At 35.4% G+C, this 12,996-nt stretch carries 12 protein-coding genes and 2 other annotated features; of the genes, 10 read left to right on the top strand and 2 right to left on the bottom strand.

Going from position 1 to position 12,996, the window contains the following annotated elements:
* Positions 1-157 precede the first annotated feature (157 nt).
* Entirely contained in the window at positions 158-712 is a 555-nt protein-coding gene (locus ACTYBU_RS15070; protein ID WP_445490998.1) for a GNAT family N-acetyltransferase, read from the top strand.
* A 542-nt stretch (positions 713-1,254) separates the two neighbouring features.
* On the opposite strand, the gene ACTYBU_RS15065 is transcribed toward ACTYBU_RS15070, so the two are convergent.
* A complete protein-coding gene (locus ACTYBU_RS15065) occupies positions 1,255-1,605 on the bottom strand; it encodes a hypothetical protein (RefSeq protein ID WP_445490997.1) in 351 nt (116 codons plus the stop codon).
* 303 nt (positions 1,606-1,908) lie between these two features.
* Here ACTYBU_RS15065 and ACTYBU_RS15060 point away from each other — a divergent pair, with 303 nt between their 5' ends.
* The 3 genes from ACTYBU_RS15060 to ACTYBU_RS15050 all read left to right on the top strand — a co-directional run bounded on the left by ACTYBU_RS15060 (position 1,909) and on the right by ACTYBU_RS15050 (position 5,512).
* On the top strand, positions 1,909-2,661 hold the full coding sequence (locus ACTYBU_RS15060) for a DeoR/GlpR family DNA-binding transcription regulator (RefSeq protein ID WP_445490995.1): 753 nt from the start codon (positions 1,909-1,911) through the stop codon (positions 2,659-2,661).
* A complete protein-coding gene (pfkB, locus tag ACTYBU_RS15055) occupies positions 2,658-3,563 on the top strand; it encodes a 1-phosphofructokinase (protein ID WP_445490994.1) in 906 nt (301 codons plus the stop codon). The genes ACTYBU_RS15060 and pfkB overlap by 4 nt, the downstream gene beginning before the upstream one ends.
* Before the next feature lie 74 nt (positions 3,564-3,637).
* Positions 3,638-5,512 carry a PTS fructose transporter subunit IIABC gene (locus ACTYBU_RS15050; RefSeq protein ID WP_445490993.1) on the top strand — a complete coding sequence of 625 codons (1,875 nt, stop codon included), beginning with the start codon at positions 3,638-3,640 and terminating at the stop codon, positions 5,510-5,512.
* Between the two features lie 313 nt (positions 5,513-5,825).
* Here the strand turns inward: ACTYBU_RS15050 and ACTYBU_RS15045 are convergent, their stop codons facing one another.
* Positions 5,826-7,106 carry an MFS transporter gene (locus ACTYBU_RS15045; protein WP_445490991.1) on the bottom strand — a complete coding sequence of 427 codons (1,281 nt, stop codon included), beginning with the start codon at positions 7,104-7,106 and terminating at the stop codon, positions 5,826-5,828.
* 183 nt (positions 7,107-7,289) lie between these two features.
* Here ACTYBU_RS15045 and ACTYBU_RS15040 point away from each other — a divergent pair, with 183 nt between their 5' ends.
* From ACTYBU_RS15040 to ACTYBU_RS15015, 6 genes are all read left to right on the top strand, one after another.
* Positions 7,290-7,928 (top strand): MOSC domain-containing protein, encoded by a 639-nt coding sequence (locus ACTYBU_RS15040; protein ID WP_445490989.1) that lies wholly within the window; start codon positions 7,290-7,292, stop codon positions 7,926-7,928.
* 50 nt (positions 7,929-7,978) lie between these two features.
* Positions 7,979-8,230 (top strand) — a binding site (T-box leader).
* Between the two features lie 44 nt (positions 8,231-8,274).
* Positions 8,275-8,516, top strand: a binding site (T-box leader).
* 66 nt (positions 8,517-8,582) lie between these two features.
* A complete protein-coding gene (gene trpE, locus ACTYBU_RS15035; RefSeq protein ID WP_445490987.1) occupies positions 8,583-9,968 on the top strand; it encodes an anthranilate synthase component I in 1,386 nt (461 codons plus the stop codon).
* Positions 9,969-9,971: 3 nt separating this feature from the next.
* Positions 9,972-10,559, top strand: a complete 588-nt coding sequence (locus tag ACTYBU_RS15030) for an anthranilate synthase component II (RefSeq protein ID WP_445490986.1) — start codon at positions 9,972-9,974, stop codon at positions 10,557-10,559.
* Positions 10,556-11,581 carry an anthranilate phosphoribosyltransferase gene (gene trpD, locus ACTYBU_RS15025; protein ID WP_445490985.1) on the top strand — a complete coding sequence of 342 codons (1,026 nt, stop codon included), beginning with the start codon at positions 10,556-10,558 and terminating at the stop codon, positions 11,579-11,581. Before ACTYBU_RS15030 ends, trpD begins: the two co-directional genes overlap by 4 nt.
* Complete coding sequence (gene trpC / locus ACTYBU_RS15020) at positions 11,581-12,357, top strand: indole-3-glycerol phosphate synthase TrpC (protein ID WP_445490983.1); 777 nt, start codon at positions 11,581-11,583, stop codon at positions 12,355-12,357. Before trpD ends, trpC begins: the two co-directional genes overlap by 1 nt.
* A 12-nt stretch (positions 12,358-12,369) precedes the next feature.
* The gene (locus ACTYBU_RS15015) at positions 12,370-12,978 is read left to right on the top strand and encodes a phosphoribosylanthranilate isomerase (RefSeq protein ID WP_445490982.1); all 609 of its coding nucleotides are present in this window, start codon (positions 12,370-12,372) and stop codon (positions 12,976-12,978) included.
* Positions 12,979-12,996: the final 18 nt, after the last annotated feature.

Genomic DNA, 12,996 nt, shown 5'->3' with positions numbered 1-12,996 from the left:
TTTGAAGATGCTGCTGTGTTACTAGTTATGATATGTTTAATCAAGAAGATGAATCTAAATTTGATTCATCTTCTTCCTTGTGATTCCCCTGAACAGGTGGAAATTAAAAGCCAGCGTCTTTTCTTAACAAGTAGAAGAGTGAAAGGGATGAATAAAAATGGATGTTTTGCATACAAAGCGATTGCTTTTAAGAAGATGGAAAGAAACAGATAGTAAAGATTTATATGAATATGCATGCAGTGAATTGGTTGGACCTTATGCAGGGTGGGCGCCGCATAAAAGCGAGGAAGAAAGCAAAGAAATCATTAAGTTATTTCTGACAAATAATCATACATATGCGATTGTTTTAAAAGATGAAAATAAAGTGATTGGCAGTATTGGCATCCATGAAAGAAAACCTGACATTTCACTTGCACATTTAAAACAAAGAGAAATTGGCTATGCACTAAATCCAAAATATTGGGGAAATGGCATAGTACCAGAGGCGGTTAAACGATTGCTGCATTATGGATTTACAACATTAAACTTAGATGTAATTTGGTGTGGACATTTCGACTATAATTATAAATCAAAACGAGTAAATGAAAAATGCGGATTTACCTATAGAATTCAGAAGAAAGGGATTTTGCCATTGTTGAATAATAAATTGGTTACGTCCTATTATTATTGTATGTTTAAAAAAGATTTTGAAACGAAATATGCTTCGAATTAATATGCATTTTTCCATATTATTGTTCTATCCTCCTATTTATCCAACTCTTAACGTATCGGTCTTTTGTGTACTGTTTCTGAGATTAGGTTGCACTCCCTTTGCTTTTTATCCACATGAATTTGTTACTTGTATGGGATATTTCGAAAAGCACAGCAATATTACTTAAGGTTGCTGTGCTTTTACTTATACTTATATTATTAAGTTATTAACTAGAACAAGAGTCGCAATCTTCTTTTTCAGATGATGTAGAACGTAAATAATAAGTTGTTTTTTAGCCGTTTTTCCAAGAGGAAAGATGTAAATCTATCTGTCATTGTTGTTGGACTTTGCTTTTGGACAATTTCCGGTTTTTTATTTGGTTATGCAAAAAAAAGTCGCTTCATGGGAAGCGCAAAAAGAGACCTTGGATATATGGAAATATTCATTACTATATATAGTGATATAAAAATATCCATCATCTATATATTGATTTGATAGCACCATACTCTCTTCCAAATCGCAATTGTTTTCTGCTTAAAAACGAAACAGCATATAGGAAGAATCTAGTAGAACAATAAAACAATATAAAACAAAACAATAAGAATGATTGAGAAAAAGCTTAATTTTTTTGTCCAGGAATCAGTTAGTTTTCTACCGGTTTTTTGTTTTTTGAATCCAATAAATTGAATGATATTTTTATACAAAACAAGTACAATCAGACCAAAGCCTAGATACTGCAGTAAAAAAAATAGCATTAATTTAGAATGTCCTTTTAAAAAACTCATATCTGGAAATGTGTAGCCGGAAATTAATTTAATAATGATGTCATTGATGGAACCAAATAATGCAAACAGCACAATGCTCGTTAGAATTATTTTAATAAGTTCTAAATAATAATAGGAAATTTTGTTCATTTTATAAATCCTTTTCGTATAATTTAAGTCAGGCTGATATCTATTATAGGAGAAAGGAAAGGATAAATACAACAAAAGAAAACATAATTCGTCAAGAAATAGGGTAAAGTTAACTTTATGTCCTGCTTTTTTATCCTTTCTTGTTAATGGAATAAAAGCAAATGACAAAAAACGTTCACAAATTAGCGGAAAATGATTTTTTTTGGATGATTTTGAAAGAAAATGCTTGTATATTGAAACCGTTTGCAGTATTATTTTTACAGGGGGCATAACACATACTCAAAAAGAAGAGGATGTGGAAATATGTTAACACCAGAAAGACATCGCTTGATTTTACAATTAATTAAAGAGAAAGACACGATTAAAATTCAGGAACTCGTAGATAGAACATCCACTTCTGAATCAACAATAAGGCGTGATTTAACATTTTTGGAACAAGAAGGTTTTTTAAAAAGAATTCATGGAGGTGCTTCCAGGCTGCAAGGGAAACGGACAGAGCCAAGCATGAGTGAAAAATCTTCTAAAAATCTTCAAGAAAAAAAACAAATTGCCTCCTATGCTTCAAGTTTTATAAAAGATGGAGATAGTATTTATTTGGATGCAGGTTCAACTGTTACAGAAATGATTCCTTTTCTCGAGAAAAAGGATATTGTTGTTGTAACCAATGGATTGATGCATATGCAGCCTCTTTTAGAAAAAGGAATTTGCACTTATATATTAGGGGGCTTAGTGAAAGAAAAAACAAACGCAATTGTCGGCAGAGGCGCTTTAGTCAGTTTATATAATTATCGGTTTGATAAGTGTTTTATGGGTGTAAATGGAATTCATCCAGAGTCTGGGTATACTACACCTGATCAAGAAGAAGCGATGGTGAAAAAGCTGGCAATGGAACTGTCGAGTGAAGCATTTGTGATTGCAGATAACAGCAAATTCTCAGAAGTTTATTTTTCTAAAATTGCCGATCTTAGCGATGCCGTTATAATTACCAATCATATTGAGGAAGAAGCAAGTGAAAAGTATTTACGGAAAACTAGTATAAAGGTTGTGAAAGTATGATTTACACATTAACATTGAATCCTTCTGTAGACTATATCATGGAATTAGATACAGTGAAACTTGGAGAATTAAACCGTATTGGAAATACTAGTAAATTTCCAGGCGGCAAAGGAATTAATGTTTCCAGGGTATTAAATCGAATGGGAGTATCCAGCAAGGCTTTAGGATTTGTTGGAGGATTTACAGGCAATTATATTGTAGATCAATTACAGAAAGAAAATATTGAAACAAGCTTTGTAGAAGTTGAGGAAGATACAAGGATAAATGTAAAAGTAAAAGCAGATTCTGAAACAGAGCTGAACGCAAATGGCCCAGTTATTTCAGAAGAAAAATTTGCCGAGTTGAAGCAGAAGATTAGTAAATTAACTTCCGACGATTTATTGGTTCTTGCCGGAAGCATCCCGTCTACTCTGCCGAAAACAACATATGAAGAACTAGTAAAAATTTGTCATGATATAAATATTTCATTTGTTGTCGATGCAGAAGGAGAACTGCTCAATAAAGTGCTTCCATATAATCCATTTCTTATAAAACCGAACCATCATGAATTAGGAGAATTGTTTGATACAACGATTACAACCGTAGAGGAAGTTATTCCTTATGGAAAAAAACTGTTAGAACAAGGTGCTCAAAATGTGATTGTCTCCCTAGCAGGAGATGGAGCAGTATTGATTAACGAGCACGAAACAATCATAAGCACCGTCCCTAAAGGTGAAGTGAAAAGCTCTGTAGGGGCTGGTGATAGCATGGTTGCTGGCTTCCTTGCGAAATATCATGAAACACAGGATATTAGGGAAGCATTTCGCTACAGTGTAGCTTCTGGAAGTGCAACAGCATTCTCCATTGGTTTATGCACAAAAGAAATAGTGGATTCTTTATTGCCGCAAGTAGTAATTAAATAAAATGCTGGAGCGTCTCGAATAGCTTTCCACTAGGGAGGCTGCTCCCCGAATAATAAAAAAAGGAGCGTTATCTGATGAGAATAACAGAATTATTAACGCAAGAAACTATCCTTTTAAATATAGAAGGAAAACAGAAACTTGACGCAATTGATCAATTAGTTGATATACTTTATTCTGCAGGGAAATTAGCAGATAAAGAAGAATATAAAGCAGCTATATTAAAAAGGGAAGAACAAAGTACCACAGGAATTGGTGAAGGAATTGCCATTCCCCATGCAAAAACGAAAGCGGTCAAAAACCCTGCGATTGCATTTGGCCGGTCCGAATCCGGTTTAGATTATGAATCATTAGATGGACAGCCAGCAAATCTATTCTTTATGATTGCAGCTCCAGATGGTGCAAACAACACCCATTTAGAAGCATTGTCCAGATTATCTACTATCTTGTTAAAAGAAGAAGTACGTGCAAAACTGCTTGCTGCAAAAACAAAGCAAGAGGTAGTAAATATTATTGACAGCTATGATGTGGAAGAGGAAGAAGAAGAACAAAATATTGCCGACAAAAAGAATTTTATAGTTGCTGTAACAGCTTGTCCAACTGGGATTGCCCACACCTATATGGCGGCGGATTCATTAAAAGCAAAAGCAGCTGAGCTTGGCGTGGATATTAAAGTAGAGACAAACGGATCAGGCGGTGCAAAAAATGTTCTGACTTCAGAAGAGATTGCAAACGCTACTGCTGTTATTGTTGCTGCAGATACTAAAGTGCAAATGGAGCGTTTTAAAGGGAAGCATGTCCTAGAAACACCAGTTGCAGATGGAATTAGAAAACCGCAGGAATTAATTGAAAAAGCATTAAAACAGGAAGCTCCTGTTTATCAAGGTGGAAGTGGTTCAAGCTCCAGAGAAAGCAGCGAAAAAGGAAAAACAGGCATCTACAAACATTTAATGAATGGTGTTTCCAATATGCTTCCATTTGTAGTCGGCGGCGGTATATTAATAGCTATATGTTTTATGTTTGGCTACAACTCTTTTAAACCAGAAGATCCTACTTATAATGAATTTGCAGCTGCTTTAATGAAAATCGGCGGAACGAATGCATTTGCTTTATTAGTGCCAGTACTGGCAGCATTTATCGCAATGAGCATTGCAGATCGTCCTGGATTTGCTCCTGGTATGGTTGGAGGTATGATAGCAGCTTCAAGCGGGGCTGGGTTCCTTGGCGGATTAATTGCAGGTTTCTTAGCAGGGTATGTAGTAGTAGGATTGAAAAAAGTATTATCAACATTACCTCAATCTTTAGAAGGTATTAAAACGATTCTTTTATATCCGGTTTTAGGCATCTTTATTGTCGGAATGTTAATGTTGTATGTTATTAATGATCCAGTAAGTGCAATCAATACAGGTCTAACAAACTGGCTTGCCGGTTTAGGAACTGCTAATGCAGTGTTATTGGGAATAGTTGTCGGCGGAATGATGGCGATTGATATGGGTGGCCCAATTAATAAATCAGCATATGTATTTGGTACAGGATTAATCGCAAACGGTGTATATGAGCCAATGGCAGCTATCATGGCTGGAGGAATGGTTCCACCACTTGCTATTGCATTAGCAACAACTTTCTTTAGAAACAAATTTACAAAACAAGAAAGAGATGCAGGTACAACAAATTATATTATGGGATTATCTTTTATTACAGAAGGTGCCATTCCATTTGCAGCAGCGGATCCACTTCGTGTTATTCCGTCTGTCGCAATTGGAGCTGCGATAACAGGCGGTTTATCGATGTTTTTCGATATAGGTTTAAGAGCACCTCATGGCGGTGTCTTTGTTATCGGCCTTGTAGATGGAAGCTGGTTATTATATCTATTATCCATCGTAATTGGAGCAGTTGTTAGTGCTGTATTACTTGGAATTCTTAAAAAACCAGTTCAACAAAAAAATAATTAAGAAAAGCGCAAGCGCCCTTGCTCAATCGACAGAATAAGCTGAGGTCCACAGGATGTGGATTACACAAACGAAGACATAAGGACGTGGCGGTTTTAGTTTTGTGTTCCTTGAAGAGATAAAGGAAACACGAAGAACGCAAGCGTCGATGTTGACTACGCAAGCGAGGTGAGGGAAGCGTTGAAGTCGATAGGGTGCCTGCGCTAGACACTTGTCAGACTTCAGAAAACTTATACTTTCTTATCTTTTAAAAAAGCCTCAAAAGCTCAAGCTTTTGGGGCTTTATAATGTTGGCAATGTATAAAACGAATCTGTTTTAGGCTTTGGATGATGGTGGCAGTTTTAAACGAAAAAATGCAACAAGTACGGACAACATGGTTATTCCACTTAATAAATAAAATTGAATCTGATCTGCATGTTTTAATAATAACGCCATACATGGAGGTCCTGCAGCAACTCCGATAAATCTCATCGAACTATACAAGCTAGTAATCGTTCCTCTTTCTTCTTTTTCAATTCCTTCTGTTATTAGAGCATCCAACGGAGGAAGGCTAGCGCCAATGCCGATTCCAGAAATGGTTAGACAAGCAACAATAAACCATATATTTTCTGTGAAATTAAGGGCGATGGTTCCTACTATTATGGCAATAATGCCAATTATAGTGATCCATCTCATTAAGTTTTGATCTTGTTTGATTTTTCTACCTGTTATAAAAGAAGTTAGGCATAATAGACCTAATGGAATCGCGAGGAAGAATCCTTTTTTTATGTTTTTAATATGATATTTTTTTTCCAAAATATCGGAAAGATAAAACATTTCAGCAAATAAGATGAACATGATAATTGCGCCAATGAAAAAGATAGCATAAAGCCATTTTTTATCTTTATTGATCACTTCTTTTGTATGGGAAATGAATTCTTTAAAAGGCAATGGTTTCTTTTGATTGGCTGGTACTTTGACAAATGCTAAAATTAATAAGATAGAAAGCAAACAAAATACTGGTATTGACATAAAAGGGATAAACCAAATAAACCCCGCAAGTATTGCTCCAATAATAGGACTTAACACTTTTCCAAATGTATTTGCTGTTTCAATAACTCCTAACGTACTGCTGACTTCTTCCTCTTTTTTAAACATATCCCCAACTAATGGCAATACAATGGGAAAAGCGCCGGCAGCACCAACACCCTGAAGTGCTCTGCCGATAAGAATGACCCAATAACTATTATCCAGCATCCATGCAGCAATTCCTGAAATGCCCCCTCCGACAGCAGCTATAATAAGGCTTGGAATGATGACTTTTTTTCTTCCAATATGATCGGATAGATATCCTGCAACAGGAATTAACAATATAGCAACGATTGAGTAGACAGTAATAATCATACTAACTTGAAAAGAAGAAATAGTTAATTTTTTTTCTATTGATGGTAGAACAGGAATAAGCATGCTATTTCCTAATGTCATTACAAGAGGAATGGATGAAATGGATAAGACGGACATTTTTGAGACTTTCACTTCATCGTTTTTCGCTTTTTGATTAGCGTCTTTCGCAGTAGAAAGATTAAGAAAATTTTTTTTGTCATTAATATGTTCCATTTTTGCTTATCTCCTTGCTTTCTGTAAGTTAGCTAACTTTAATATGTACGAATACATGGCAAATTACTAATCAATTGCAATGGGAATAAATGGTCTTTTTGTAAAAGTGTATTTCTAATGTATGCGTTTTTCTATTATTTCTATGGTAAAATAAATCATACTATTTAAATGGAGGAAGAAAAATTGAGTGAAATTATTACATTAAGTATAGGGAAGCCAGCATCTCATCAATGGAAAGAAAAAACATATACATCTGCAATAGGAAAATCAAATAAGGAAGAAGTGTTATTAACTTTTGATGGGTTTGTAGGGGATGAAGTGGCAAATCCAACTTTCCATGGTGGACCAGAACGGGCGGTTTGTTTTTATCCATTTGAGCATTATGATCAGTGGGAACAAGAATTTGGTGTAAAATTATCTCCTCCTGCGTTTGGAGAAAATATTTGTACTAGTGGATTTTTGGAAAAAAATACGTATATTGGCGATATTTTTTCTTTGGGCAATGCAGTGGTTCAAGTGACGCAAGGAAGGATTCCATGCTCTATCATTTCAAAATTTAATCATGTTGATTCATTTTTAAATAGAATAGTGGAAACTTGCTTTACTGGCTATTTTTTAAAGGTGCTGGAAGAGGGAGTTGTAACAGCTGATTCATCTTTTACTTTAATGGAAAGAAAGCAGCAAGACATTTCTGTCTGGGATGCAACGAAATTAATGCTGCTGGACCGAGAGAATAAGGAGCAAATCAAAAAAGTAATGCTCTTAGATGCTCTTGCAGTTGATTGGAAAAACAGATTTGAAAAAGCTTTGCAAAAAAAATAATAAACCTCTTGACTTTTTTATGGAAATTAACTATGATGAAATCAACATAGTGATTGGCTATGACGAAGAGTAGTAACTTTTATGGAAACTAAAGAGAGCTGATGGATGGTGCAAATCAGTGTAGATATAAAAGTGAATGGACTTCTGAGCCTCTAAACCGAAACTTTTTAGAAGTAGGATTTAGCGAAAGTCTCGTCGTTACAAGAGACGGAAATTTTACACCACTGATGTGTAAAGTTTTCCTTAAAGTGAGCTTATTATTAAGCTAATGAAGGTGGCACCACGGGTTTCTCGTCCTTTTTATAGGAGAGAGCCCTTTTTGTATTTCTTTAAAATATTTAAAATACGCAAAACGTTGATTAAGAGTAGTATGCTGCAATAAGTTGTCATAGAGAGTCGGTAATTGGTGGGAACCGATACAACCTTGCAGCAGAATGGACTTAAGAGTGTGTACTTGAAATGATAGTAGGGTACGTCGGTTTCCACCGTTAAAAGGATAGAGTATACTATTTAAGTTGTACTCGAAAAGGGAGAGTGTCAAAAACACTCTAACATGAGGTGGTACCGCGGTTACTAATCGTCCTCTATCTGTATCTTTTATGAAGATATTCAGATAGAGGACTTTTTTTTTAGCTGAAATAAGGAGGAAATAACATGTTAAAAACAAATAGTCAATTATTAATTATTGAAAAAATAGATGGCGATTTACTAACGCCAATTAGCATTTACCAAAGAATAACAGGGAATAAAAAATTCTTATTAGAAAGCTCCCTTAAGCATGAAAAATCAGGAAGATATTCCATAATAGGAAGTAATCCTGCTTTCGAATTAATTGGAAACGGTTCGTCTTCTATTATTGTTCGGGGAGATAAAAAAGAAGAAGTAAAAGAACAGGCATTATCGCTTGTAAAGAAATTATTGCCTGATGAACAGGTGGATTTGCCATTTGAACTTCCGATAAACGGAGGAGCAGTCGGATATGTCGGGTACGATATTATCAGACAATATGAAGATATCGGAGAAGAAGCAAAAGATGAATTGGGAATTCCGGACGTTCACTTGCTATTTTTTGAAGATTTGATTATTTTTGATCATTTAGAACAAATAATATATTTGGTGGCTACACCATTAACAGATACAACAACGGAACAACAGCTTAAAGCAAAAATAGAGCAAAGAAAAGCAGAGTTAACTGCACCTTTTGTAGAAAAAAAAGAAGAAGTAAATGTATCTTCCTTTCAAGACCATATGACAAAAGAAGAATATATGGAAAAAGTAGTAAAAGCAAAAGAGTATATTTTGGAAGGAGATATCTTTCAGGTTGTTCCATCACACCGAATGTCAGCAAATGTAAATGGTTCACCTTTTTCCTACTATCGAAAGCTGCGCATTAAAAATCAATCGCCGTATATGTACTTTTTAGATTTTGAAGAATACGCAATTGTTGGCAGTTCACCGGAAAGTCTTATTAAAGCAAGCAATGGGAAAATTATAACGAATCCTATTGCCGGCACTAGACCAAGAGGAAAAACACCTGAAATGGATAAAGAATTAGAAGCAGATTTACTGCAAGATGAAAAAGAGCTTGCTGAACATAAAATGCTGGTAGATTTAGCAAGAAATGATGTAGGAAAAGTAAGCCACTTTGGCAGTGTGAAAGTGGAGAAATATTTAAAAATAGAAAAATACAAACATGTTATGCATATCGTTTCCGAAGTAAGCGGAGAGCTGAAAGGAAATCAATCGAATGTTGATGCTCTCATATCCATCCTGCCTGCTGGAACGGTTTCAGGTGCTCCCAAAATTCGTGCAATGCAAATTATCAATGAATTAGAAGGAACAAAAAGAGGGATTTACTCAGGAGCTGTTGGTTATTTCTCGAAAAATGGAAATATGGACTTTGCATTAGCAATTCGTACAATGGTTATTAAGGATAATACAGCATACATTCAAGCGGGAGCTGGTATTGTGCATGATTCCATTCCAGAAAAAGAATATGACGAAACCATTCATAAACTAAAAGTATTTTTGGAGGGGTAGCAGATGATATTATTAATAGATAATTATGATTCTTTTACGTATAATTTATTTCAATATTTAGGAGAATTAGGAGAAGAAATAAAAGTAGTTAGAAATGATAAAATTTCCATTGACGCTATTAGACAGTTAAATCCTGATCGGATTGTTTTATCGCCGGGACCTGGCAGACCAGAAAATGCAGGTATTTTAATTCGTGTTATTCAAGAACTGCATCAAGAATTTCCGATTTTAGGAATTTGCCTAGGACATCAAGGCATCGGATATGCATTTGGTGGAGAAGTTGTAAAAGCCGAGAATATTATGCATGGAAAAACTTCTTATTTAACTACAACTAACACATCTGTTTTTAAAGGTCTGCAAAAGCCGGTAGAGGTAATGAGGTACCATTCCCTTGTGATAAAAAAAGAAACGCTCTCAAAAGAATTTGAAGTGCTTGCTTATTCTGATGACGATAAAGAAATCATGGCAATTAAACATAAAGAATATCCCTTATACGGCTTTCAGTTTCATCCAGAGTCTGTTGGCACGGAAACTGGAAAACAACTTTTAACTAACTTTATTCAAGAAACGAAAAAGGAGGTTATAAAATGAGGGAATATCTACAAAAGCTTATGAATAAAGAATCGTTGACAGAAGAAGAAATGATCACGGCAGCGAGACAACTGTTTTCCGAGGCGATTACCGATAGTGAAATTTCTGCTTTTATTACAAGTTTAAAAATAAAAGGAGAAAGTGCAGATGAAATTGTTGGAATTGTGCATGCAGTAAGGGAACAAACCCTTCCTTTTAAAAATTCCATAGTAGGATGCATGGATAATTGCGGTACAGGCGGAGATGGATCCCAAAGTTTTAATATAAGCAGTACGTCAGCATTTGTATTGGCTGGAGCCGGAATACCTGTTGCAAAGCATGGTAATCGCAGTATATCCAGTAAAACAGGCAGTGCGGATGTACTGGAGCATCTGGGCATTAAATTAGATGTGACGCCAGAACAAAATGAAGAACAACTGGAAGAAGTCGGAATTACATTTCTGTTTGCACAGCATGTTCAACCAAAGTTGGGAAGAATCATGAAGGTACGGAGAGAGTTAGGCATACCCACTATCTTCAATTTAATTGGTCCTTTAACGAATCCAATCAATCTCGATTCGCAAGTTTTGGGAATTTACCGGAAAGACTTTACTGGATTATTTGCAGAAGTGTTAAAAAAATTGGGTAGAACAAGAGCGGTGGTGCTGAACGGAGCTGGAGGCATGGATGAAGCCTCACTACAAGGGGATAATGAGCTAGTTATTTTAAATAATGGTACAATTAATAAGCATGTTCTGCATCCAAACGATGTAAACCTTCCAGTCTATTCTAATGAAAAAATCCGTGGAGGAGATTCCATAGAAAATGCGGATATATTACTGCGGGTGCTAAAAGGAGAAAAAGGTGCGTACCTTGATACCGTTTTATTAAATGCTGGAATTGGCATTTTTGCAGCCGGTCGGGCTGATACGATTAAAAAAGGTGTAGAGCTTGCAAAAGAAAGCATAGAATCAGGCGCTGCCTATGAAAAATTACAAAAATTAGTGGAGAAAAGCGGAAAGCTTCAGAAAGCAGGGATATAATGGAGACAATTTTAGATAAGATAATCACAGAAAAATATACATTTTTAGAACAATTGCACAATAGAAAAGATGAATTGGAAGTTGTTGTGAATCATCAACAATTTTCTTTTATTAATCATCTTGCCAATACAGATACACTTTCCGTTATTGCAGAATTTAAAAGAGCATCGCCGTCAAAAGGTGATATTAATATCCACTTGGATCCAACAGAACAGACAAAAAACTATGAACAATTTGGTGCTGACGCTATTTCTGTCCTAACAGATACTCCTTTTTTTAAAGGAAGTTTTCACGATTTACAAACAGTTAGATCGGCTGTTAATGTGCCTATTCTTTGCAAAGACTTTATTATTGAACCGATTCAGATTGATTTTGCAAAACAATATGGAGCAAACTTAATTTTATTAATTGCTGCAGCATTAGATGATGAGAAATTAAAAAGTTTATTTGATTATGCAAGAAGCAAAGATTTGGAAGTGCTGGTGGAAGTGCATAATGAAGAAGAAACAGAACGGGCTATTGCAATTGGTGCACCATTAATTGGAGTAAATAACCGCAACTTGAAAACATTTGAAGTATCTTTAGAAACAACAGAGCGTCTAGCCCCAATGATAAAACAGAACGGCAGTTATTTAGTCAGTGAAAGTGGAATTGCCACAATGGATGATATTAAAAGAGTAGTTGCAGCAGGAGCAAATGCCATTTTAGTTGGGGAAACGTTTATGAAAAGCTCTAATTTAGAACAAACATTAAAACAAATGAAAGTAACAATTTAAGGTTGTGACCAGATGAAGGCAAAAATTTGCGGCATTACGGATAAAGAAGCAGCGTTATGTGCAGTTGAGCATGGTGCGAAGGCGATCGGATTCGTATTTGCAAAAAGTAAACGAAAAATAAGCCCTGAAGATGCAAAAGAAATTATTGCTGCCTTGCCGAAAGAAATATGGAAAGTCGGCGTTTTTGTAGATGAAACAAAAGATACCATTGACGAAATAGTCAAGATTTCTGGCATTAATGTGATTCAGCTTCATGGTGATGAGTCGAGTGAATTCGCCGCCCAATTTACATTGCCGGTAATAAAGGCTTTTAGTATACAATCAGAGGATGACTTGCGGGCAGTTGCTGACTTTTCAAGTGATTATGTTATTCTAGACAGCCCAAGAGAGAAATATCATGGCGGGAACGGAAAAATTTTCGATTGGAATATTGTTAAAAATTATGACTTTCATGGAAAAAAAGTAATCCTAGCCGGAGGACTTCATAAGGATAATGTAGAAATGGCGCTTGATATGGTAAATCCTTATATGGTCGATGTAAGCAGTGGAGTAGAAACCGACGGAAAAAAAGATTTGCAGAAAATCCAAGTATTTTTAAATAAAATAGCTGTACATAGCTAGCAATAGGAGGATATACAA

It is taken from the genome of Niallia sp. 03133, from assembly GCF_052663225.1.
The sequence above is the reverse complement of the archived record's forward strand: the minus strand, read 5'-3'. Positions and strand labels throughout refer to the sequence as shown.

Bases quoted from the DNA above. Each gene is read 5' to 3' on its own strand.
- ACTYBU_RS15070 (WP_445490998.1), top strand. From the start codon at position 158: ATGGATGTTTTGCATACAAAGCGATTGCTTTTAAGAAGATGGAAAGAA.
- ACTYBU_RS15065 (WP_445490997.1), bottom strand. From the start codon at position 1,605: ATGAACAAAATTTCCTATTATTATTTAGAACTTATTAAAATAATTCTA.
- ACTYBU_RS15060 (WP_445490995.1), top strand. From the start codon at position 1,909: ATGTTAACACCAGAAAGACATCGCTTGATTTTACAATTAATTAAAGAG.
- pfkB (WP_445490994.1), top strand. From the start codon at position 2,658: ATGATTTACACATTAACATTGAATCCTTCTGTAGACTATATCATGGAA.
- ACTYBU_RS15050 (WP_445490993.1), top strand. From the start codon at position 3,638: ATGAGAATAACAGAATTATTAACGCAAGAAACTATCCTTTTAAATATA.
- ACTYBU_RS15045 (WP_445490991.1), bottom strand. From the start codon at position 7,106: ATGGAACATATTAATGACAAAAAAAATTTTCTTAATCTTTCTACTGCG.
- trpE (WP_445490987.1), top strand. From the start codon at position 8,583: ATGTTAAAAACAAATAGTCAATTATTAATTATTGAAAAAATAGATGGC.
- ACTYBU_RS15030 (WP_445490986.1), top strand. From the start codon at position 9,972: ATGATATTATTAATAGATAATTATGATTCTTTTACGTATAATTTATTT.
- trpD (WP_445490985.1), top strand. From the start codon at position 10,556: ATGAGGGAATATCTACAAAAGCTTATGAATAAAGAATCGTTGACAGAA.
- trpC (WP_445490983.1), top strand. From the start codon at position 11,581: ATGGAGACAATTTTAGATAAGATAATCACAGAAAAATATACATTTTTA.
- ACTYBU_RS15015 (WP_445490982.1), top strand. From the start codon at position 12,370: ATGAAGGCAAAAATTTGCGGCATTACGGATAAAGAAGCAGCGTTATGT.